The 22421-nt window shown below is 63.0% G+C and carries 17 protein-coding genes and 1 tRNA gene; 11 read left to right on the plus strand and 7 right to left on the minus strand.

Translation table 11 applies throughout. The annotated features are described in order from the left end of the window. Positions 1-32 precede the first annotated feature (32 nt). The gene (locus BHD07_RS05290) at positions 33-239 is read right to left on the minus strand and encodes a hypothetical protein (protein WP_100669521.1); all 207 of its coding nucleotides are present in this window, start codon (positions 237-239) and stop codon (positions 33-35) included. A gap of 89 nt (positions 240-328) precedes the next feature. Here BHD07_RS05290 and BHD07_RS05295 point away from each other — a divergent pair, with 89 nt between their 5' ends. After that, positions 329-1204, plus strand: a complete 876-nt coding sequence (locus tag BHD07_RS05295) for a LysR family transcriptional regulator (protein WP_100669519.1) — start codon at positions 329-331, stop codon at positions 1202-1204. A 164-nt stretch (positions 1205-1368) separates the two neighbouring features. Here BHD07_RS05295 and BHD07_RS05300 read toward each other — a convergent pair whose 3' ends face one another. Both BHD07_RS05300 and aceA read right to left on the minus strand, forming a co-directional pair. Further along, positions 1369-1608 carry an SMc00767 family acetate metabolism repressor gene (locus BHD07_RS05300; protein ID WP_003527087.1) on the minus strand — a complete coding sequence of 80 codons (240 nt, stop codon included), beginning with the start codon at positions 1606-1608 and terminating at the stop codon, positions 1369-1371. A gap of 109 nt (positions 1609-1717) precedes the next feature. Next, complete coding sequence (gene aceA, locus BHD07_RS05305; RefSeq protein ID WP_100669517.1) at positions 1718-3007, minus strand: isocitrate lyase; 1290 nt, start codon at positions 3005-3007, stop codon at positions 1718-1720. A gap of 227 nt (positions 3008-3234) precedes the next feature. On the opposite strand from aceA, the gene BHD07_RS05310 reads away from it, so the two are divergent. From BHD07_RS05310 to BHD07_RS05330, 5 genes are all read left to right on the plus strand, one after another. Further along, positions 3235-4647, plus strand: a complete 1413-nt coding sequence (locus BHD07_RS05310) for a helix-turn-helix domain-containing protein (RefSeq protein ID WP_275596740.1) — start codon at positions 3235-3237, stop codon at positions 4645-4647. Positions 4648-4924: 277 nt separating this feature from the next. Further along, positions 4925-6019 carry a polyamine ABC transporter substrate-binding protein gene (locus BHD07_RS05315; protein ID WP_018094267.1) on the plus strand — a complete coding sequence of 365 codons (1095 nt, stop codon included), beginning with the start codon at positions 4925-4927 and terminating at the stop codon, positions 6017-6019. Between the two features lie 115 nt (positions 6020-6134). Continuing rightward, on the plus strand, positions 6135-7277 hold the full coding sequence (locus tag BHD07_RS05320) for an ABC transporter ATP-binding protein (RefSeq protein ID WP_338278258.1): 1143 nt from the start codon (positions 6135-6137) through the stop codon (positions 7275-7277). Positions 7278-7281: 4 nt separating this feature from the next. After that, a complete protein-coding gene (locus BHD07_RS05325; protein WP_338278259.1) occupies positions 7282-8193 on the plus strand; it encodes an ABC transporter permease subunit in 912 nt (303 codons plus the stop codon). A 3-nt stretch (positions 8194-8196) separates the two neighbouring features. Next, the gene (locus BHD07_RS05330; protein WP_100669509.1) at positions 8197-9018 is read left to right on the plus strand and encodes an ABC transporter permease subunit; all 822 of its coding nucleotides are present in this window, start codon (positions 8197-8199) and stop codon (positions 9016-9018) included. Positions 9019-9215: 197 nt separating this feature from the next. On the opposite strand, the gene BHD07_RS05335 is transcribed toward BHD07_RS05330, so the two are convergent. Beyond that, positions 9216-11042 carry an AsmA family protein gene (locus BHD07_RS05335; protein WP_338278261.1) on the minus strand — a complete coding sequence of 609 codons (1827 nt, stop codon included), beginning with the start codon at positions 11040-11042 and terminating at the stop codon, positions 9216-9218. A gap of 172 nt (positions 11043-11214) precedes the next feature. Here BHD07_RS05335 and BHD07_RS05340 point away from each other — a divergent pair, with 172 nt between their 5' ends. Next, positions 11215-13167: an acetoacetate--CoA ligase gene (locus BHD07_RS05340; RefSeq protein ID WP_338278262.1), complete on the plus strand. Its 1953-nt coding sequence runs from the start codon at positions 11215-11217 to the stop codon at positions 13165-13167. A gap of 6 nt (positions 13168-13173) precedes the next feature. Here BHD07_RS05340 and BHD07_RS05345 read toward each other — a convergent pair whose 3' ends face one another. Together BHD07_RS05345 and BHD07_RS05350 are read right to left on the minus strand one after the other, a co-directional pair. Continuing rightward, the gene (locus BHD07_RS05345; protein ID WP_275596735.1) at positions 13174-14856 is read right to left on the minus strand and encodes an ABC transporter permease; all 1683 of its coding nucleotides are present in this window, start codon (positions 14854-14856) and stop codon (positions 13174-13176) included. Positions 14857-14978: 122 nt separating this feature from the next. Further along, positions 14979-18374, minus strand: coding sequence for a PAS domain S-box protein (locus BHD07_RS05350; protein ID WP_338278265.1), 3396 nt, complete (start codon positions 18372-18374; stop codon positions 14979-14981). Positions 18375-18606: 232 nt separating this feature from the next. Here BHD07_RS05350 and phaP1 point away from each other — a divergent pair, with 232 nt between their 5' ends. Together phaP1 and BHD07_RS05360 are read left to right on the plus strand one after the other, a co-directional pair. Further along, complete coding sequence (phaP1, locus tag BHD07_RS05355) at positions 18607-19053, plus strand: phasin PhaP1 (protein WP_003527110.1); 447 nt, start codon at positions 18607-18609, stop codon at positions 19051-19053. A 161-nt stretch (positions 19054-19214) separates the two neighbouring features. After that, positions 19215-19291 (plus strand) — tRNA-His (locus tag BHD07_RS05360). A 93-nt stretch (positions 19292-19384) separates the two neighbouring features. Here the strand turns inward: BHD07_RS05360 and BHD07_RS05365 are convergent. After that, positions 19385-20203, minus strand: a complete 819-nt coding sequence (locus BHD07_RS05365; RefSeq protein WP_338278269.1) for a helix-turn-helix transcriptional regulator — start codon at positions 20201-20203, stop codon at positions 19385-19387. A gap of 194 nt (positions 20204-20397) precedes the next feature. On the opposite strand from BHD07_RS05365, the gene BHD07_RS05370 reads away from it, so the two are divergent. Together BHD07_RS05370 and BHD07_RS05375 are read left to right on the plus strand one after the other, a co-directional pair. Further along, a complete protein-coding gene (locus tag BHD07_RS05370; protein WP_100669497.1) occupies positions 20398-21165 on the plus strand; it encodes an SDR family NAD(P)-dependent oxidoreductase in 768 nt (255 codons plus the stop codon). A gap of 10 nt (positions 21166-21175) precedes the next feature. Further along, positions 21176-22414, plus strand: coding sequence for a D-arabinono-1,4-lactone oxidase (locus BHD07_RS05375; RefSeq protein WP_338278271.1), 1239 nt, complete (start codon positions 21176-21178; stop codon positions 22412-22414). Positions 22415-22421 lie beyond the last annotated feature (7 nt).

The following is a 22421-nucleotide window of genomic DNA, read 5'->3' on the forward strand; positions in this document are numbered from 1 at the left end:
ATGGCGCCGCGCATCCCGCATGCGCGGCGCTTTCATTTGGCGCCGCCGGCGCAGGAAACAGTAAAGCTGCCGCCGCAACCATCGCTTGTCTCCGCCGGTTGCCGCTTGCGGAACACTGCCGCAAGCAGGCGTTTCGCGAAGGGCCGCCGACGGCTCTGCGGTGGGGGTTCGAACCTCTCGTCCCAGGGACGGTTCCTCGAAGCCATATCGAACAGCAGTGCCATTGCCATCATATCCATGGTGATGCTCCTTCATTCTTGGGCATCCCCTTTTTTATGCATCCGGAATTGTTTTACATACAGCCGATTTCCCCATATGTTTTTCAGCTATGAAAAACACCGACTGGGACATATACCGCTGCTTCGTCACGGTGGCGCGTACCGGCGGGTTGACCGGGGCGGCGCAGGCGACGGGGCTCAGCCCCGCGACGGTCGGCCGCCGGATGCTGGAGCTCGAGGAGCGCACCGGCCGCTCGCTCTTCATCCGCAGCCAGACCGGCTACACGCTGACGGGAGACGGCCGCTTTCTCTTCGAACAGCTGCAGGAAATGGAGGCGGCGGCCCGCAAGGTCGAAAGCTGGCAGAAGGAGGGCGAGGGGGCGACCGTTGTCCGCATCGCGGCCGGCACATGGGTCTCCTGGCTGATTGCCGAGAATTTTCCCGCCATCTGCACGGAAAGGGACGCTTTCGGCCTTTCTCTGACGATCGGCGAGGCGCGAGCGAATCTGGCCTATCGCGAAAGCGATATCGGCATCCGCGCCTTCGAACCGGAGGAAAGCTATCTTGCGGCGCGGCCGGTGGGGGAAGTCGCCTATGCCGCCTACCGGCAGAAGAACGCGCCGGGCGGAGTGGAACGCTGGGTCGCAGTCGCCGAAGAGGATGCAATATCGGCCTATCTGAGATGGCCGCACGAGCATGCGCCGGGCCGGATCGTTGCAACCGTCACACGGCCTCGCTCATTGCTGGACCTCGCGCGAGCTGGGGCGGGACGGGCGGTGCTGCCCTGTTTCGTCGGCGATCTCGATCCCTTGCTCGAGCGGGTGGGAGACGAGATCGAGCCGCTCAGACACCGGCAGTGGATCGTCATGAACAACGAGGATCGCTACAGGCGCGACATCCGAACCGTCGTAGACCGGATGACACGTTTCCTGCGCAGCCATACGGACCTTTTTGCCGGCAAGCGCCCGCCGCGCAATTTGGCATGAGCCTCCAAACGGGACCGGCCGGCGCTGCGGCCGGCCGGTCCCGTTTCATTTGTGTCGACCTCGTCCGGCGCGGACCTCGCGGACCGCCGGCCTCTGCCTGTTGAAGTGGCTGCAACTCAGGGCGGAAAGGATGAGTGCTATCGTTGTCCAGGTGACGACAGCCATCAGTGCCGTCCCTGGGTGACGATGACGGGGATCAGCAGATCGCCCCAGTTGCCGTCGCCGCCGTGATGGCGGGCCGAACGGACCAGTTCGACGGAAACGCCGGCGTCCACGGCCTTCATGACGGCCTGGTTGAGGCGGTGCAGGTCGTTGGCGACCATGCGGATCGCCGCCTGCTGTTCCGGTGTCATGGCCGACGATTGTTCCTCGGCCCGTTCCTTGACGCGTGTCTGTACAGTCATCGGAGTGCTCCTTTGGGCGATGGGTGCGGGGGACTTCTTCGACCCGCTTCAGTTTCGAGGTCTGGTTGGGGACGCGCGGCGGGGCAGGGGGGCCGCGCGTCCCGCTCGTTCATTCTGCTGCCGGGCGGAACTGATCGTGCTCGGTGGATTCCTTCATGGCAGTGGTCGACGACTGGCCGCCGGTGATCGCGACCGACACGGCATCGAAATAGCCGGTCCCCACTTCGCGCTGGTGCTTGGTCGCCGTATAGCCGTTGGCTTCGGCTGCGAATTCCGCTTCCTGCAGTTCCGAATAGGCCGCCATCTGCCGGTCCCTGTAGCCTCGCGCCAGTTCGAACATGCCGTAGTTCAGCTGGTGGAAACCGGCGAGCGTGATGAACTGGAACTTGTAGCCCATGGCGCCCAATTCGCGCTGGAACTTGGCGATCGTCGCATCGTCGAGGTTCTTCTTCCAGTTGAAGGACGGCGAGCAATTATAGGCGAGCAGCTTGCCCGGATGCGCCCTGTGCACGCCTTCGGCGAACTTGCGCGCCTGCTCCAGGTCGGGCTTGGAGGTCTCGCACCAGATGAGGTCGCAATGCGGCGCATAGGCGATCGCGCGGGCGATGCAGGGCTCGATGCCGTTCTTCACCTGGTAAAAACCCTCGACGGTGCGGCCGGCATCGTAGTCGACGAAGGGGCGGTCGCGCTCGTCGATATCGGAGGTGAGCAGCTTCGCCGCTTCCGCGTCGGTGCGGGCAATGACCAGCGTCGGCGTACCCATTACGTCGGCGGCAAGCCGTGCCGCGTTCAGATTGCGGATATGCGCCGCGGTCGGGATCAGCACCTTGCCGCCGAGATGGCCGCACTTCTTTTCCGACGCGAGCTGGTCCTCGTAGTGGACGCCCGCCGCACCCGCTTCGATGAAGGCCTTCATGATCTCGAAGGCGTTGAGCGGTCCGCCGAAGCCGGCTTCCGCATCGGCGACGATCGGAGCGAACCAGGTATCGACGGAGAGACCCTTGCCTTCCGCCGTCTCGATCTGATCGGCGCGCTGAAGCGTGCGGTTGATGCGCTTGGCAAGTTCCGGAGCCGCGTTGGCCGGATAGAGCGACTGGTCCGGATACATGGCGGAAGCGGTGTTGGCGTCGGCTGCGACCTGCCAGCCGGAGAGATAGATCGCCTTCAAGCCCGCGCGCACCATCTGCATCGCCTGATTGCCGGAAAGCGCGCCGAGTGCATTGACGAAGTCCTCCTCATGGATGAGCTTCCAGAGGCGGTTCGCACCCATTTCGGCAAGCGAATAACGGATCTCCACCGAGCCCCTGAGCCGCTTCACGTCCTCGGCGGAATAGGGCCGCTCGATTCCGTCGAAGCGCCCCTCCGGCGCATTTGGAACGAGCTTGTAAAAATCAGTCATACTTGCCTCCTCGTGAAATAGCTTCGTCTTCCGCTTTCGTATTTCGGCGCCTCTAAGCCGAAAGATCATGTGACAGTTTTTACATTGCGCTGCATAAACCCGCTACCGAATTCCCGCAGATAGCGGCCAGAAACGGGTTAGCTTGTCTTGTCTTTGACAGTATACGGAAGTAAAGTTGTAAAAGATGTCAAAGCGGATCGTTGCGGAACTTGTAAAGGGAATTACAAATGGCCGAGAACAAGATCTTTGCCGGGCCGCGGGTCAGGCGAATCCGAAACGGTCTTCAGCTGACGCAGACGGCCATGGCCGAGGCGCTTGGCATCTCTCCTTCCTATCTGAACCTCATCGAGCGCAACCAGCGGCCGCTGACGGTGCAACTGCTCTTGAAACTGGCCTCCGTCTACAAGGTCGACCTCGAAGAGCTCCAGGGCGAGGCGGGCAGCGGTCTTGCGCAGCTGCGCGAGGTCTTTGCCGATCCGCTGCTTGCCGGCGAACTGCCGGGGGACCAGGAGCTGGTGGAGGTCGCCGAAGCGGCGCCGAACGTCTCCGGCGGCATCGTCAAACTTCATCGCGCCTACCGCGAACAGGCGTCGCGACTGAGGGATCTCGCCGCCCTGCTGGCGGGCGAGGGACACATGGCGGCACTTGCCGATACGCGCCTGCCGATGGACGAAGTCCGCGAGGCGTTCGAGGCACGGCCCAATCACTTCGCCCGCATAGAGGAGGCGGCGGAGGCCCTGCATGCAAGCCTCTCGCCCGGAGACGATCTTTCAGGCGCAATGAAGGCTTGGCTCAGAAGGGAGCACGGCCTGGCGGTGCGGACGCTGCCGGTGCACGTGATGCCCACCCTGCGCCGCCGCTTCGACCGCCACTCGATGCGCCTCTTCGTCTCCGAACGCCTGTCGCCCTTCGATCAGCTGCGCGAGATCGCGATCGAGGTGGCTTCGATCGCCTGCCATGAGGCGATTGCCGCCGAGCTCGAGCAGTTCCGCTTTACCACGGCGGAAGCGCGGCGCATCGGCCGCTTCGAACTCGCGCGCTATGCTGCCCATGCGCTGATGATGCCCTATGCGGCATTTCTCGCCGCCGCGCAGCGGATGAAATACGATGTGGCTGTCCTGGCGGCGCGTTTCCAGGTTTCCTACGAGCAGGTCGCCAACCGTCTGACGATGCTGCAGCGGCCCGGTGCGGCGGGGGTTCCGTTTTTTCTCATCGAGATCGACAGCGCCGGCAACAGGCTGCGTCGCGCCGGAGCGCAGGGATTTCCCCATGCCCGCTTCGGCGGCGGCTGTCCCAAGCTCAACGTCCAGGCTGCCTTTGCCGTGCCCGGCCAGGTTCTCGTCGATCGCGTCGGAATGCCTGACGGCACCGAATTCATCACTGTCGCACGCACCGTTGACGGTCCGCAGGCCGCCTTCCACGAACGGGTTCGGCGCACGGCGATCCTCGTCGGTTGCGAGGCCGCCTTCGCGAGCGAGATGGTCTATGGCGCCGCCGCGGTCGTGCCGGCGATCGCAATCGGTCCGGCCTGCCGGCTTTGCGAGCGGCAGGGGTGCCTGGCGCGCGCCGAACCGCCGATCACCCGACCGCTCGGTCTCGACGAGATGGCCACCGGGCTGAGCGTCTTCGACTTTCAGTAAGGCCGCGCGAAATGGCACGCAATCCGCAGGCTGATGTCGTCATGACGCCAGCAACTCCCCGAAGCGCTCCCCATCCCTGCGACAAGGACAGGGTGCGGTAAGAGGAGGGAATTTTCGGGTGGAAAACCGCGAACCACTTTTTTCCTGGAACCGCTCTAACTCCTTGAGCTTATCGAGAAAGATGCCTAACCTCCGCATCGGCACGATCAAAAGACGGGGCGTAACGGCACTGGAGAAGAAATTACTGTCCCGAGCCGATAATCAAGAGGGGAGTTGCATGTCCAAACTCATCGTCGCAACCTTGACCACCGCGGTGCTTGCGGGATCGACCATGCTGGCTTCGGCCCAGGAGCGGGTCGTCAACGTCTATAACTGGTCGGACTATATCGATGACAGTATCCTCGAGGATTTCACCAAGGAGACCGGCATCAAGGTCGTCTATGACGTGTTCGACTCGAACGAGATTCTGGAAACGAAGCTGCTCGCCGGCGGTTCCGGTTACGACGTCGTCGTTCCGACGGCCTATTTCCTGCAGCGCCAGATTGCTGCCGGGGTGTTCCAGAAGCTCGACAAGTCGAAACTGCCGAACATTTCCAACATGTGGGACATGGTCATGGAGCGTACCGCGCAGTACGATCCCGGCAACGAATACGCCGTCGACTACATGTGGGGCACGACCGGCATCGGCTACAATGTCGAGAAGATGAAGGAGATTCTCGGCACGGACGAGAAGCCGAACTGGGATGTCATTTTCGACCCGGAGATTGCGGCGAAGTTCAAGGACTGCGGCATCCATCTCCTCGATTCCCCCACCGACATCATGCCTTCGGCGCTCGCCTATCTGGGGCTCAATCCCGACAGCCACGACCAGGCGGACCTCGAAAAGGCAGCCGACCTGCTGATGAAGGTCCGGCCCAATATCCGCAAGTTCCATTCGTCCGAATATATCAACGCGCTCGCGAACGGCGACATCTGCCTCGCCGTGGGCTTCTCCGGCGACGTCTTCCAGGCGCGCGACCGGGCGGCCGAGGCCAAGGCCGGCGTGACCGTCGACTACTCGATCCCGGAGCAGGGCGCGCAGATGTGGTTCGACATGCTGGCTATTCCCGCCGATGCGCCGCATGTCGCCGAGGCGCATGAGTTCATCAACTACATGATGAAGCCGGAAGTCATCGCCAAGGCCTCGAACTACGTGTTCTACGCCAACGGCAACAAGGCCTCGCAGGAGTTCCTCGACAAGGAAGTGCTCGAAGACACCGCCATCTATCCATCCGATGCCGTGATGCAGAAACTCTTCACCACGACGCCCTTCGAGGCCAAGGAGCAGAGGGTATTGACCCGGCTCTGGACCAAGATCGTCACTGGTCAGTAGGAAAACGAATTGCCCGGACCTCAAATCCGGGCAATTTTCTGCATGTTTCTGCGCTCAACTCTCGACGTGTCGGCGCCGGCCATTGCGTATGGGCTGCGCCATTCGAGGATAGATGATGAAGTCTCTCGGAAGTATCCGGCGTTCTTTCGCGCCATGGGCGGACCCCGCCTCCAAGCCTTTCATTTCCGTCAAGAACGTCACCAAGAAGTTCGGTGACTTCACCGCCGTGGACGATCTTTCGCTGAACATCTACACGCGCGAATTCTTCGCCCTGCTCGGCGCTTCGGGCTGCGGCAAATCCACCCTCCTGCGAATGCTGGCCGGTTTCGAGCAGCCGACATCGGGCGAAATCATCCTCGACGGCCAGAGCCTGGCGGGCATCCCGCCCTACCGCCGCCCCGTCAATATGATGTTCCAGTCCTATGCGCTGTTTCCGCACATGACGGTCGAAAACAACGTCGCCTTCGGCCTGAAGCAGGACGGAATGCCGAAAGCGGACATCTCCGAACGCGTCGCGCAGATGCTGAAGCTCGTCAAGCTCGAGAAGTTCGCCAAGCGCAAGCCGCATCAGCTTTCCGGCGGCCAGCGCCAGCGCGTCGCCCTTGCCCGTTCTCTGGCAAAGCGGCCGAAGGTGCTGCTGCTCGACGAGCCGCTCGGCGCGCTCGACAAGAAGCTGCGCGAGGAAACGCAATTCGAGCTCATGGACCTCCAGCAGGAACTCGGCCTCACCTTCGTCGTCGTCACCCACGACCAGGAAGAGGCGATGACCATGGCGGACCGCATCGCCGTCATGAGCCACGGCAAGGTCGTCCAGGTGGCGACGCCGGCGGAGATCTACGAAGCGCCGAATTCGCGCTTCGTCGCCGACTTCATCGGCGACGTGAACATATTTGACGGCAAGGTCACCTCGGCCGGAGACGGCTATATACGTGTCGAGACGACGGGCGGTATACCGGTCCGGATGGCGTCGCCGGAAACGCCGGGAAACGGCGCAAAGGCGGCCGTCGCCATCCGGCCCGAGAAGATCAGAATTGGCCGGCAGCCGCCGGCGCATGCGCCGGTGAACGCCGCCGAGGGCGAGATATGGGACATCGGCTATCTCGGCGACATGACGGTTTTTCACATCCGGCTGAAGGACGGCAAGGTCGTCAAGGCGTCATCGCTGAACGCCGCGCGGGCGGTCGAGGACCCGCTCGGTTACGACCAGCAGGTCTGGATCTCCTTCGGTGAAGATGCGGGCGTCGTTTTGAAGGATTGAAGCCATGGCGAAACTCGCCTCAGCCATCGTCAGCCGCCTGGTCATAATCATTCCCTATGCCTGGCTCCTGTTCTTCTTCCTCATCCCTTTCTTCATCGTCTTCCGCATCTCGCTGTCGCAGACGGCCGTCGCTATGCCGCCCTATATGCCTGTCTTCGACCTGGCGGGCGGCCTTTCCGGCGTCGTGGAGAAGCTCGGTGAATTCTCGCTCGACAATTACGTATGGCTGACGGAGGACGTCCTCTATTTCAACGCCTATATATCGAGCGTCGTCATCGCCGCCATCTCGACCCTGCTGACGCTCCTGATCGGCTATCCGATCGCCTACGGCATGGCGAAGGCGCCGCGTTCGCTGCGACCCACGCTGCTGATGATGGTGATCCTGCCCTTCTGGACGAGCTTTCTGATCCGCGTCTATGCCTGGATCGCCATCCTGAAGCCGGAGGGCCTGCTCAACCAGTTTCTGTCGGCGGTCGGCCTGATCGATCAGCCGCTCATCATCCTCAACACCAATTGGGCGATCTATATCGGCATCGTCTATTCCTATCTGCCCTTCATGGTGCTGCCGATATACTCGGCGCTTGAGAAGATGGACCATTCGCTGACCGAAGCCGCCCAGGACCTCGGCTGCACGCCTGCCGCCGCCTTCTGGCGCGTGACCTTTCCCCTGTCGCTCCCCGGCGTCGTGGCCGGCTGCCTGCTCGTTTTCATTCCGGCTGTCGGCGAATTCGTGATTCCCGACCTCCTCGGCGGCTCGGAAACGCTGATGATCGGCAAGACCTTGTGGAGCGAGTTCAATTCCAATCGCGACTGGCCGGTTTCGTCTGCCGTGGCGATCATCCTGCTCATGATCCTGGTGATACCCATCGTCTATTTCCAGAACATCCAGGCCAGAACCGACGGCGAGGGGAGGTGAGCTATGGAGAAGTGGTCCCGTTTCAATATCGCCTCGGTCGTTCTAGGCTTCGGCTTTCTCTATCTGCCGATCGTGCTCCTGGTGATCTTCTCCTTCAACGAGTCGAAACTGGTCACCGTCTGGGCGGGCTTCTCGACCAAGTGGTACAGTCAGCTCTGGCATAACCAGGGCCTTCTGGACGCGGCCTGGGTAACGATCCGGGTGGCGCTCCTTTCGGCGACCTGTGCGACCGTCCTCGGAACTCTGGCGGCACTCGCGCTGGTGCGCTACACCCGATTTCGCGGCCGCGTTCTTTTTTCCGGCATGGTCTATGCGCCTCTGGTGATGCCGGAGGTGATCACCGGCCTGTCGCTGCTGCTGCTCTTCGTGGCGATCGGGTTCGACCGCGGTTTCTGGACGATCACGCTCGCCCATATCACCTTCACCATGTGCTTCGTCGCGGTCGTGGTCCAGTCGCGTCTTCTGAGCTTCGACCAGTCGATCGAGGAGGCGGCGCTCGATCTCGGCGCGACCCCGGTCAGGACCTTCTTCGCGATCACGCTGCCGGTGATCGCGCCGGCCGTCTTTTCCGGCTGGATTCTCGCTTTCACGCTCTCGCTCGACGATCTCGTGATTGCAAGCTTCACGACCGGGCCGGGCGCCACGACGCTGCCGATGAAGATCTACAGCCAGGTCCGCCTGGGCGTGACGCCGGAAATCAATGCCATCTGCACGATCCTGATCGGCATCGTCGCTTTGGGTGTGATCGTCGCATCGATCGTCACGAAGCGTCGTGAAGTCCAGCGCGAAAAGGACGAGCGAGCAGCCTTCGCGGCGATTGGTTGAGCGAGGGCGTGTTGGGGTTCATCTCGCGTTTGTGACGGCTGCTCGGAGGAGTGCCATCTATTTTTCCTCCTCATCTCTCACGAGCACAGGGGTGAGGAGATCAAACAAGCCGCTGCGAAAATCTCAACAGGCTTCAAAGCACTTCCACGAAAAGTGTGTAACGGTTTTCCGTCCGGAAGTGCGTTGTCTCAAAGATGTTACTGTGGACTGAGGAGAACCGACAGCGGTGAGATTACTGCGTTCGGCCAGGACCCGCCGATGAAGAATTGCAGCGGCTCCTTGCCGGCCTCGGGGCCCGCGAGCGTTCCCGCCAGGGCGAGACTGCCGCTTCGATAAGGGATGACGCCGGTCACCGAAATATTGCCGGCGGGGCCGACGAAAGCGGCCCGGTCCAGCCGTGCGGTGCCGCTGCCGAAGGTCGCCTCGATGTCTGCCGTCTGGAACTCGAGCGTGCCGTCGCTTGCCTGCGACAGGGAGAAGAATTCCCCCTTGCGCACGAGATCGGTGAAGGCGTGAACGTCGAAATCGGCGAGCCTGCCGTTGGTGAGCGAATAATCGAGACGGCCGAAGACATCGGCGATCCCCGTCTCCCAGAGGGGGCGGCCGGTGGCAAGATCGACGCTGAGAACGCCCCGGCCGGTCGGAACGGGACCCTGGAGGCCGAAGCTGTCGAGGACGGCAGCGAAGTCGGCGTCTCTCAGGTTCATCTGCAGCTTGCCGCCTTGCCCCAGCCCTTTTTCCGAGAGCACGGCGCGGCCGCTCAGCCTGCCATTCGCATAGGTGCTGTCGCCGATGTCGAGCGAAACCCGGCTTCCATCGATCATCACCCCGGCAGCGACATCGGTCAGGTGCAACGGACCGGCCAGGACTTCCTGGGACGACAGCCGGACATCCAGACGCCAGCCCCCGACAAGAGCCTGGGCCATCCGCCATCCGCGGCCGTCCTCCTGCGCCGGCTTCAGCGTTGCCAGGGGCAAGCCGTTGAGGTCGATCCGGTCGAAGGCGAGCGTGCCTTCCACGCGCGGCTCCTTGCCGGACGGCAATTGCACATCCAGAACGCCCGTCGCCGTGGCTTCGCCGACCGCCAGCTGCAGGTCCTCGAGCTTCAACGCCGTCTCACCGGTGGTCACCCTCGTATCGATACTGAACCCGCCCGGAGGCAATCCCGCATCCGGAGCCCCACGGTACCACGCGGCAAGTGCTGCCAGTGAAGGTGCGGACATCTGCAGATGGCCGAAGGCGAAAGGCTGGGTGGAGAAATTGCCGGTACCCTCGAACGAAAAGGTCAACGGAGCCGAGGTGAGCGATGTCTTGAGAGCGGCGTTGCGCCTGGCAAAGAGGGCGAGCGGCTCCTCGCATACGAAGGCCCAGCCCACCGCTTCGCCGCCGATGAGCGCCGAGAATTGTGCGCTCAGCCGCCCTCCGAAGGAAGGCCATTTGAGGGTACCGGAAATCCCCGCGACGTCTATTCCCTCACCGGTTGGCGCCATGTGGTCGACAACGCGGAAGCGGCCATTCTCGATGGTGATGTCTCCGAAGGGAGCCTCGTCACGCGGCACGGTATTGCCCGGCGGCACCAGCCAGTCCGGTTTTTGCCAGTTGAACGCGCCGTCGGCCCCGCGCTCGAGCGTGAGGACCGGATCGACGAGCGTGATCTCGTCAAGAGCCTGTTCGCCACGAAGTGCGGAAAGCAGGCTGAACGAAGCGGTGATGCGGCCGATCTCTGCAAGCGGGCGCGGTTCGGGTCCGGTGGAGACGATCGTCGTTGCGGGGAGCGTCACCACGGGTTCCGGCCAGAACCGGACTTCCGGCTCGCCGCTGATCTTGCTTTTCCCGCCCGACCAGTCGTCGAGCATCCGCTCCATCGCCGCGCGGGCCTCGGTCGTCGAAACCACGAGCGGCAGCGCGGCATTGTATGCGGCGGCGAGGGCGATGCCTATGGCGGCCGACCAAACGAGGTGGCGCCGGCGAAGCCGCGCCCACAGGCGCGAATCGCCCAATATCTGGAACATCTTCCTCGTCATTTCGGTCGGACTGCCATCGCCTCGGGTAAGCCGCTTGGATAGGACTTCGGCCTGCATAATGCAAATGCCACTGACATGGAAATGTCGCCGTCGCGATCATGCGGAGCCGCATCCGCACTGTTTGTTCCGCGCTGCAGCATGATATAGAAAAGTCCGAAGAGCGGAGGAAAGCATGCAAGCAGAACGGCCTTTATGGATTCCGGACAGGGAAATTCTCGAGCGCAGCCCGATGGCTGAGTTCATCGCCTGGTGCGGGGAGCGCTTCGGGCGCAGCTTCCCCGACTATGATGCCTTTCACGACTGGTCGGTGACCGAGCGCGGCGATTTCTGGACCGCCGTATGGGAGCATTGCAAGGTGATCGGCGAAGGCGGAGAAAGGGCGCTCGTCGACGGCGACCGGATGCTCGACGCCCGCTTCTTTCCGGAAGCGAAGCTCAATTTCGCCGAAAACCTGCTGCGCAAGTCGGGGACCGGCGATGCCCTGATCTTCCGCGGCGAGGACCAGGTGAGCTATCGGCTGACCTGGGACGAACTGCGCGCCCTGGTGTCGCGTCTGCAACAGGCGCTGAAGGCGCAGGGGATCGGCGTCGGCGACCGCGTCGCCGCTATGATGCCGAATATGCCGGAGACGATCGCCCTCATGCTTGCGACCGCTTCGGTCGGCGCCATCTGGTCGTCCTGTTCGCCCGATTTCGGCGAGCAGGGCGTTCTCGATCGCTTCGGCCAGATCGCCCCCAAGCTCTTCGTCGTTTGCGACGGCTACTGGTATAACGGCAAGCGGCAGGACGTGGACGCGAAGGTGCGTGCGGTGGCCAAGGCGCTCGGGGCGCCGACCGTCATCGTTCCCTATGCCGGAGACAGTGCCGCGCTTGCGCGGACCGTCGATGGCGGGGTGACGCTTGCCGATTTCATCGCCGAATTCCAGGCCGGACCGCTTGCCTTCGAGCGCCTGCCGTTCAGCCACCCGCTCTATATACTGTTCTCCTCGGGCACGACCGGCGTACCCAAATGCATCGTCCATTCTGCCGGCGGAACGCTGCTGCAGCATCTCAAGGAACATCGCTTCCATTGCGGGCTGAGGGACGGCGAGCGGCTGTTCTATTTCACCACCTGCGGCTGGATGATGTGGAACTGGCTGGCCTCGGGCCTCGCCGTAGGCGCAACGCTGTGCCTCTATGACGGCTCACCTTTTTGCCCCGACGGCAACGTGCTCTTCGATTATGCCGCCGCCGAACGCTTCGCCGTGTTCGGCACGTCGGCGAAATATATCGACGCCGTGCGCAAGGGTGGATTCACCCCGGCAAAGACGCACGACTTGTCGTCCTTGCGGCTCATCACGTCCACCGGCTCGCCGCTTTCGCCGGAGGGCTTCTCCTTCGTCTATGACGGCATCAAGGCCGATGTCCAGCTCGCCTCGATTTCCGGCGGCACCGACATCGTCTCCTGCTTCGTGCTCGGCAATCCCCTGAAGCCCGTGTGGCGCGGAGAGATCCAGGGCCCCGGCCTCGGCCTCGCCGTCGATGTCTGGAACGACGAAGGCAAGCCGGTGCGCGGCGAAAAGGGCGAACTCGTCTGCACCAGGGCGTTTCCGTCGATGCCAGTCATGTTCTGGAACGATCCGGACGGTGCGAAGTATCGAGCCGCCTATTTCGACCGCTTCGACAACGTCTGGTGCCACGGCGATTTTGCCGAATGGACGCCGCATGGCGGCATCGTCATCCACGGCCGCTCCGACGCGACATTGAATCCCGGCGGCGTGCGCATCGGCACGGCGGAAATCTACAACCAGGTCGAACAGATGGATGAAGTCGCCGAAGCACTCTGCATCGGCCAGGACTGGGAGGACGATGTCCGCGTCGTCCTGTTCGTGCGGCTGGCCTCCGGAGTCGAGCTGACCGAAGGACTGACAAGGGAGATCAGGAACCGCATCCGGTCCGGCGCCTCGCCGCGGCACGTGCCGGCGAAGATCATCGCCGTCGCCGACATCCCTCGCACCAAGTCCGGCAAGATCGTCGAACTGGCTGTGCGCGACGTGGTGCACGGCCGACCGGTCAAGAACAAGGAAGCGCTGGCGAACCCGGACGCTCTCGACCTCTTCGCGGGGCTGGAGGAACTCAAGAGCTGAATTCGTCTATGACCTGCGTTCGAGCGACCGGGACACGAGGATGACGGGGACCATCCCGGCCAGGACGATGATCATCGCCGCAACGGAGGCGTCTTCCACCTTCGCCCGCGAGGCATCCTCGTAGACCAGCGTCGCGAGCGTATTGAAATTGAACGGACGCAGCATGATGGTCGCGGAAAGCTCTTTCATCGTCTCTATGAAGACGAGGAGCGCGGCCGTCAGCACTGCGGGCCGCATCATGGGCAGGAGGACCGCCCGCAGCGTCTGGCCGCTCGTGCGTCCGAGCGCGCGTGCGGCCATGTCCAGATGCGGCGACAGTTTCTGGAAGCCGGCCTCGAGCGTCCCTTCCGCCATGGTCAGGAACCGGACCGTGCAGGCATAGATGATGGCAAAGCCGGTGCCGCTCATGAGCAGGCCGGTGGAAATCCCGAAAAGCCCCCGCATCTCGGCGTCGATGGCGTTGTCCAGGGCCGCGAGCGGAAAGAGCACCCCGATTGCCAGGACCGTCCCGGGCACGCCATAGCCGAAGGAGGCGAGCCGCCCGGCGATATCGCTGATGCGCGAACGCCCGGTGCGCGCGGCATAGGCGAGCACGAAACCCAGGAGCACGGTCGCAAACGCCGTCAGGCCGGAGACGAGGATGCTGTGCAGCAGCGCACTCAGGAGGCGCGGCGCCAGGAACTGGTCGAGGCGTTTCAGGGCATAGTCGCCCAGAACGAGGAAGGGAACGGCAAAGCCCGACAGTGTCGGCAGAAGGCAGGCGGCCGTCGCTGCCCATTTCTTCCAGCCGGAAAGTTTCAGCCGCGCGGCATCGTGAACTGCGGCCGTGGTCTTCTGGCTCGCAAAGCGCTGTCTGCGGCGCGCCGCCCTCTCGACCATCATCAGCGCGATGACGAAAACCAGCATGATGCAGGCGATCTGCGCCGCGCCGGCGAGGCTGCCGCGGTTGAGCCAGGTGTCGAAGATGGAGAAGGTCAGGGTCTGCACGCCAAGAAATTCGACCGCCCCGATATCGTTCAGCGTTTCCATGGCAACGAGCGTGAGGCCGATCATGATCGCCGGCCGCGCCATCGGAAGCTGGACGCGAAAGAAGACCTTCAGCGGTCCGGCGCCGAGCGTCCGGGCTACGTCCGCGGCAGCGCGGCCCTGCATGAGGAACATGGAGCGGCAGGCGAGATAGATATAGGGATAGAGCACCGAGCTCAGCACGAGCACGGCCCCGCCGAGGGAGCGCACGTCGGGAAACCAGTAATCGCGGCTCGTCTGAAATCCGAAGAGGGCTCGGATCAGACCCTGCACAGGGCCGGTGAAGGTGAGCAGCTCCCCGAAGGCATAGGCCGAAAGATAGGCCGGTATGGCAAGCGGCAGCACCAGGGCCGCGGAAAGGAAGCGGCGTAACGGAAATTCATAGGTTGCCACCAGCCAGGCGGTGACGATGCCGATCACGGCGGTGGCGGTGCCGGTGAACAGGACCAGGAGAAGCGTGCGACCGGTTGCGCGCGGGATCACGTTTTCGATGAGATGCGGCCAGTCTGCGGTGCCGCCGGAAATGGCGAGCCACGCAATGGCAAGAATCGGCATGAGCACGACGGCGGAGGCGAGTCCGGCCCAGCCGGTGAGCAGCGGATGGTGAAGGCCGGTGCCGGAGCTGGCGTAGCGCCGCTTGAGGCTTTTGGCGGTGAAGTGCAAACGATCCGTCCGAAGCAATGCCGATCGAAATGACGAGTGAGGAAACGGCCCGCAGTTTCCTCAACCTTCGAGAACCGACAAACTGGTTCCTTCAGGTCAACATTTCCTTACAGCATTCGGTTTCAATTGGCCAAGACGCGTTGTGAGGGAAAGGATATTTCCACCAGTGTGCCCTCGTTCGGGGCCGAAGTGATGGCAAACTGCGCTCGGTTCGCTTCCGCCATCGCCTTCGTCAGCGGCAGGCCGAGGCCGGTGCCATCGCCACGCTTGCGGCCGCCGGTCGTGACCTGACGGAAGGGCTTCATCGCCTGGTCGAGCTCGTTGCGGGTCATGCCGATGCCGGTGTCGCGGATTCTCAGCATGACGCTGCCATTGGCCTCGTAGGACGTCGACACGACGATCTGGCCGCCCGACGGCGTAAAGCGGATGGCATTCGCGAGGATGTTCAGGGCGATCTGCTTGATCGAACGGTCGTCGGCGACGACTTCCGGCACGGAGCCCGACAGCGAGGTGCGGATGATCACGCGCTGGCTATTGGCCTGCGGCTGCACCAGCGACACGGCCTCGGAAACGGCCTCATTGAGATCAACGGCGCCGAAGTCGAGATCCATCTCGCCGGCCTCGATCTTCGAGATGTCGAGCAGATCGTTGACGATGTCGAGGACATGCCGTCCCGACCGGCCGATGTCGCCGGCATATTCGATATAGCGCGGATGGCCGATGGGGCCGAAATGCTCGCTGGCCATCATGTCGGAAAACCCGATAATGGCGTTGAGCGGCGTGCGGATCTCGTGGCTGACCCGGGCCAGGAATTCCGTCTTGTGAGCATTTGCCGTCTCGGCGGCGCGCTTGGCGTTGCGAAGTTCCTCTTCGGTCCGCTTCCACTGGGTGATGTCGCGGATGACGGCGCAGTAACCATTGGAGGAGGAGAGCCGACCGATGGTCATGAACAGCGGAATGAAGCCGCCGGCGGCCTCGCGGCCGATCACTTCCCGGCCATCGTTGAGCACGCTTGCGACGCCGTGGCCGGAAAGGCCCTGGAGATAGTCGATCACCGCCTTCTGGCTCTCATGGGCGAAGAGCGCGGCGAACGGCTTTCCGCGCATATCGGCCTCGTCATAGTCGAAAAGCGCGCTTGCGGAGCGGTTCATCGTCCGGATGTCGCCGTCCCTTCCGAGGACCACGACCCCATCGGTCGCGGTTTCCAGAATCGATCGGAGCTCGTCGATCTCCATCCGGAGCCGGCTTGCTTCTGCCGCTCCTTCGTCTTCGAGCGCCTGCTTCTCCGCTTCGCTTGCGCCGGCCGGGGTCAGCGCAAGCATCAGCGCGCTCTTTCCTTCCCAGCGGATCGAATGCAGGTGGGCGCCGACGGGAACGAGCCTGCCATCCTTGCGGACCAGCGTCATGGTTCCGTTCGGCTTTGCCGCGCCTGCCTCGTTTCCGAGAGCGAACAGGGCCTCGAGGCCACCCTCCTGCTCGAAGGCTTCGAGATCCTCATATCCGGTCAGCCGCAGGAATTCCGCATTGGCATGCAGCAAGGCGTCGCCATGGTGAACCAGCAACGCGACCGGCAGCCTGTCGAGGATCTCGCTGCTCATGGCTGCGCCGTTGCGTGCGGCGAGGCCGGGCTCCGTTGCCGCAGCAGGGGTCTCGCCCGCCGGCGTCGCATCGTGCCGTCCGCCTGGCGCCTCGGCTTCCTCCGTCTGTCGGCTTTCTTCCATGGCAGCCGGCGTGCTCAGGGAGGTGTCCGTTGCGTGCCGGCCTTCGGATTTGCCCTCCTGCGGCAGCGGTTGAGGGGCGAAATGCTCGCCGAGCTGCCTTGCAATCTCGCGGAAGGCCGCCTGCTCGCCGCGGGTCAGCGCGCCGGCTCCCGCCGGTCGGCGCTCGTCGAGGTCGATGACCTTGTCGGAGGCCTGCCGTCCGGCCGTTTCGACGACCCGCAGCGCGGGCTGTTCGCCGCGGAAAGGGTCTTCCGATACGTCCTGTGCAACCTCGGCCGCATCTTTCCCGCTCTCGGCGGCAGGGCCGGTCCTGGAGCCAGCTTCAGCCTGCGGCGCATCGGCGCCCTCAGCCGACATGTCGCTTGAAGCCTGCGCGATCTGCGCCGGTGCCGGCCGGTCGAGCGAAAGCCCGGCCGCCTTCGCGTCCGGCACGGCGTCGGCGACCCTGACAATGCCGAAGCCGCGGAAGCCGTCGAACTCGCGCGAACGGGAATAGGTGGGAAGGGCGGCGAGATCGACCGGCACCTTGAGATTGGTTCCCTGGACCGGCCAGAAGATCGTTTTGCCGGACCAGGTATCGCGGCGGTGCAGAAGCTCGTTGATCTTGTCGTCGGGGTCGAGATCGTAGCGGTCGGCGAGATCGGTGAAGGTCACGCCGATCACGTCGGCGGCCTTCGGGCCGACGGCTGACGCGAACTCTTCGGAGATTTCGCTGAAACGTCCCTCCGCGTCGATCTTCCAGACGAACCGAACCGCCCGTCCGCCGGCCGCAAACGCAAAGTCGGCGGTTTCGCCGCCACGATTCGCATCGCCAGCCGGTTCGCCGGAAGCCGGTTCGGCTTCAAGCGGCGTTTCAGGCTCGGCGAGATCGGCCGCCTCGGCCTCGTCCTTCGGAGCGAGCTCCCCTTGCGCATCCTCCGCGGTGCCGTTCTCGACAGGCACTTCGTGTTCTCTCGCTGCAGCCGCCTCCGGGGCCTCGGCTTCCTCAACGGGCGCCTCCGCCTGGTCCGTCTCCGCCGGTGTCGCGGACGGAGGAACCGCCTCTCGTGTTTCGCTCGACGGCGCAGGTGCGGCGGGGATCGCCTGCTCCTGCGTTGTTCCGCCGACGGCCTCTCCGGTCTCCGGTTTTTCCAGCACTGCCTCGACTGCGAAGAGCAGGTGAAGGGCCGGGTGGTCCGAAATCTTGCCGACTGCAGCCGGCAGGCGCCCTTTTTCCGTCGCGACCGGACGCTTGATCAGGCGATCCTTGTCGTTCGCAGCGGCTGCAACGAGCGTTCGGCGAATATCCGCCGAAAGGCCAAGACTCTCGAAGCCGGGCGAGCCGGCAATGATGGACCCGTCGCTATCGAGCACGGCCATGTGCGTGTCCGGGCCGTCGAGCCCGGCAATCATAGCCTCGGCGCGGGCCTCGGCCGAAAGCGCCTTGCCCTTGTTCGGCGCGGTGAACAGAATTGCCTCTTCCCCGGGTGCGATGCGGATCATCTCCACGGCGGCGTTGAGCGGAAGCCGGCGAAAGCCCGATGCCATACGGATCAGAAGCTGCCGGCGGTCCCCGACGGCGGCGAGCTGCGCCGCGGCGGCGCGCAGCTGGCGAAGCGAAAGATCGCTCGGATCGAGTTCGGTATCGATGAAATCGTAGACCGAGGCCGTCCCGAACAGCTTTGCGCCCTGGTCGTTGGCCCATAGCACCCGCGCGACACTCTTCGAAAAAAGGACGGACGCATCCCCCCGGGCAAAATGCTCCCGCACCCGTGCATGCACGGCAATGTCGATGAAGGGGTACTGTCTTTCGGGCATCGGCAGACCTACTGACGGATCGCTTGCGCGTTAACGCTCTATTAATACCCAGCCCATCGGCGAGGGTCCAGCAACGGTGCGGCCTCGGCCACGTCTTTCGGCGCGGAAGGTTAATGTGCGCGGTTTATTGTGCGCTGCACAAATTTATTGCAACGCACAAACAAATCCGCTATAGAACCGTCATCAATCAAAACGGCGCCTCTGAAGAGGGCCACACCAAGGAGCGCATGAAATGGCTACCAGGAAGACCGAAGACGCATTTTCTCTCTCTTTCGACCCGACCAAGTTTGCCGACAGCTTCCGCGAATTCGCCGAAAAGGGCGCCGCGCAGTCGAAGGAAGCTTACGCCAAGATGAAGACCGCGACCGAGGAAGCAGCGAAGACTGTCGAAGCGACGGTCGAGAGCGCTCAATCGGGCACCGTCGAACTCGGCCTCAAGGCCATCGACGCGCTGCGCACCAATGCCGAAAGCTCGCTCTCGCACATGGAAGCTCTGCTCGGCGTAAGGTCGCTCTCCGAACTCGTCGAACTGCAGACCGCCTTCATCCGCAAGCAGGCAGAGCTTGCCGTCGAGCAGGCGAAGACGATGCAGGAAGCAACGCGCAAGGTCGCCGAGAACGTTGCCAAGCCCGGCAAGGATGCCGCGGAAAAGGCGATGTCCAGCCTCAAGAAGGGCTGATCGGCCGCGCCGTATCAATCGGATTCGAAGCAAAGACCGGGTGGCTTGCCATCCGGTCTTTTTGCTGGATAATCTGAACTTAAGGCTTGCAAATCGGTGTGAGTGACCGTATGTGAGCCGCCAAGCGACGACCCGAATAACATTGGAGTCGCCTGTCGAGTGCGGTTGTAGCTCAGTTGGTTAGAGCGCAGGTTTGTGGCACCTGAGGTCGGTGGTTCGAGACCACCCAACCGTACCATTTCTTTCAAGACATACCCTTCCAGCCGGTCCACGATCCGCAAGGCTCGTGTTTGTGGTCGAATGCCCGGACGGCGAAAGAGCCGATAGGTTATTACCGTGCTTCCGGAGGAAGTGGGGGCAGTAGCCGCTCCACGAACATCGCAAAAAGTTCCCGCTGGCTCGAGATGTTCAGTCTCTTGTAGATGTTCTGCCTATGCAGTTTGACGGTTCCTTCCGTCACGGAGAGTATCTGTCCAATCGCATAATTGCTGTTCCCCCTCAGAATAAGCTGCACGATTCGCCGCTGCTGGTAAGTAAGGCGATCCTCGCAAAACGAAGCGAAGGCCGTCTCCATGAGGTCGTCCAGACGGAGCTGACGATCATTCGCGCGCGCGTCGCGCCAGTGCGAGCGCACCGTTTCGCGAACGAAGGGCTCGATCTGCTTCAGTCTTTCCACCTCGTCGGCTGAAAAAGGAAGGCCTTGCGAACGCATGAGCGAATACACGGCATTGAAGCCTCCCTCCAGCGGGATGAGAAAGCCGATTTCCTCCACGAGTGAGCCGGCCTGCATGGAGATGCAGGGGTGAACCTCTCTGGAACTGTAGAATTCGGAATCGAAGAATTCGTCCGGGGCGAGCTCCCGCATTCGCCAGATCCCCGGCTGAAGGTTCTCTGTGCAGGCAGTGTAGAAAGGGTCGAACAGATACGCGCCGTCGAGATAGGCTTTGAGAGCCGAGGCCTCGGCATGCTGCCGATAGCCGTCGTGCAAGAGCAGCGGCCTTGAATCAAAGGGGAAGCCGAAGATCGCCGACAGGTCGAACGGTGCCACTCTCGCGAGCATGTCGTCCAGCGCGTCCGGCAATGTCGGCCTGCCGATCTGTCCCACGACAGTGGCAATGGCCGATAGGTCTGGCACTTCGGTCTTCTGCACTCGATCCTCGTTGCGTCGGGGATGTGGCCCCGACCTTATCACCTTTGGAATATAGACTGCTTCGTCACGCTGCGGCAATCTGACCAAGTGGAACAAGCATCATAGCTGCCTTAGCCGACCTGGACATCAATACGCCGAGAGAGCTGTCCTCCAGTCCGCGCCGGCAGGCAGCACGACGACGGCTGGAGGAGCACGTGGCTGGTCGACTGGACGGAAAAATTGCGCTTATCAGCGGCGGGGCAGGGGGGTGTGGTCTCGCCGCCACCGAACTTTTCGCTCGGGAGGGCGCAGCGGTCGGGATCGTGGATCTCCCGCAGAGCGATGGCGAGGCCATCGCCGCCCGCCTCCGCAGCGAGGGCTTCAGAGCGGCATTCGCCTCGGCCGACGTGTCGGACGAACGTCAGGTAACGCAAGCGGTGGAGAGGGTTTCGGGAGAACTCGGACCGATCACGGTCCTGTTCAATCACGCGGGCACCATCGTCATTCGGCCGTTTCTGGAGACCACGGTCGACGAGTGGGACCGGCTGATGGCCGTCAACGTGCGCAGCATGTTCCTTATGACCCGCGCCGTCCTTCCCCAGATGATCGACGCCGGAGGCGGATCGATCGTCTGCACCTCTTCCATATCGGCGGTGGCCGCAACGCCGATGGAGGTCCTTTACAATACGACCAAGGGGGCGTGCCACATGTTCGCCCGATCCGTCGCCGTGGAGTTCAGGGATCGGAACATCCGGTGCAATGCGGTGTGCCCCGGTTTCATCCAGACGGCGCACGGCCAAAGGGAAGTCGAGGAGCTGACCCGCTACGGGGTCGATGTCTCCGAGGCGGCGATCGCCGCCCAGCAGGGGCGGATGTGCCGGCCGGACGAGGTCGCCAAGGCCGCCCTTTATCTTGCGAGCGACGACGCAAGCTTCGTCAGCGGCGCCCATCTGTTCGTCGACAATTGTTTTACAGCGGTGTGAGGGGAGAAACATGGCTTTCGAGAAGGGTGGAGTCTGGCGGAACTGGGTAGGCAATCAGTACTGCGTATCGCAATACAAGGCCTCGCCCGAAACCGAATCCGAACTGGCCGAGCTGGTCGTAGAGGCGGACAGGCGGGATCTCGGAGTGCGCGTTTCGGGTTCGGGCCACTCCTTCACGCCGGTCGTCGGGACCAGCGGTCTCCTTTTGTCGCTGGCAAATCTCAGGGGCGTTCAGAACGTCGACAAGGCGCGCAAGCAAATTACCGTAGCAGGCGGAACGCGCATCAACGAAGTGGGCAAGACGCTGAAGCAGCACGGACTGTCGCTGATCAATCAGGGCGATATCGACAGCCAGGCGGTCGCCGGCGCCTTTACCACCGGAACCCACGGGACCGGGATCAAGCTCGGAAACATGGCGTCTTCGATCGCCGGGATGAGGATCGTCAAGGCGAACGGGGAAATTCTCGACATCGATGGGAGCGACGAAGAACTGCTCCACGCGGCCCAGGTCTCGGTCGGCACGCTCGGCGTCATCTCCTCCATGACGCTCAACGTCATGGACGCCTATAACCTGCACGAGCGGCTGTGGCGTGACGACTTCGAGACCTGCATGGAGCGCCATGACGAACTGGCCGCAAATCACCGGCATTTCGGATTTTTCTGGTGCCCGACGCCGGAAAGCCGTCACCTCTACTGCCTGCCGGATACCTCGGCCGTCTCGTCCACGAACAAATTGGCCGATGTCTGCGAAATGAAGGTGATGGATATCACCGACGCGGCGCCCATGGAGAGCGAGTTCGAAAAGATCGCCTACAGTTCGGAAGTCTATCCCATCGAATACGTCCCCAACTTCGTCGAACTCGAATATGCGGTGCCCCTCGAACACGGCAAGGCAGCGGTCAGGGCCGTGCGCGATCTCATGCTCAACAAGCATACGAACTGCATCTATCCGATCGAATATCGCTTCACCGCCGGCGATCCGGCGTGGATGAGCCCCTTCCATCACCAGGACAGCATCACGCTCTCCGTCTCGGGCGGCCCGGGGATCGATTACTGGGCGTTTCTGAAGGACGTCGACCAGATCCTGCGCGGATACGACTCGCGGCCGCATTGGGGGAAGATGCATTTCCTCGACACCGACGATGTGACGCATCTCTATCCGCGCGCCGGGGACTTCCGCGCGCTGCGAAGGGAACTGGACCCGAAGGGGCGCTTCCTGAACGACCATCTGAAGATGCTGCTCGGCTGACGTTCAT

Source organism: Sinorhizobium sp. KGO-5, from assembly GCF_036245905.1.
Classification (GTDB): Bacteria; Pseudomonadota; Alphaproteobacteria; order Rhizobiales; family Rhizobiaceae; genus Sinorhizobium; species Sinorhizobium meliloti_A.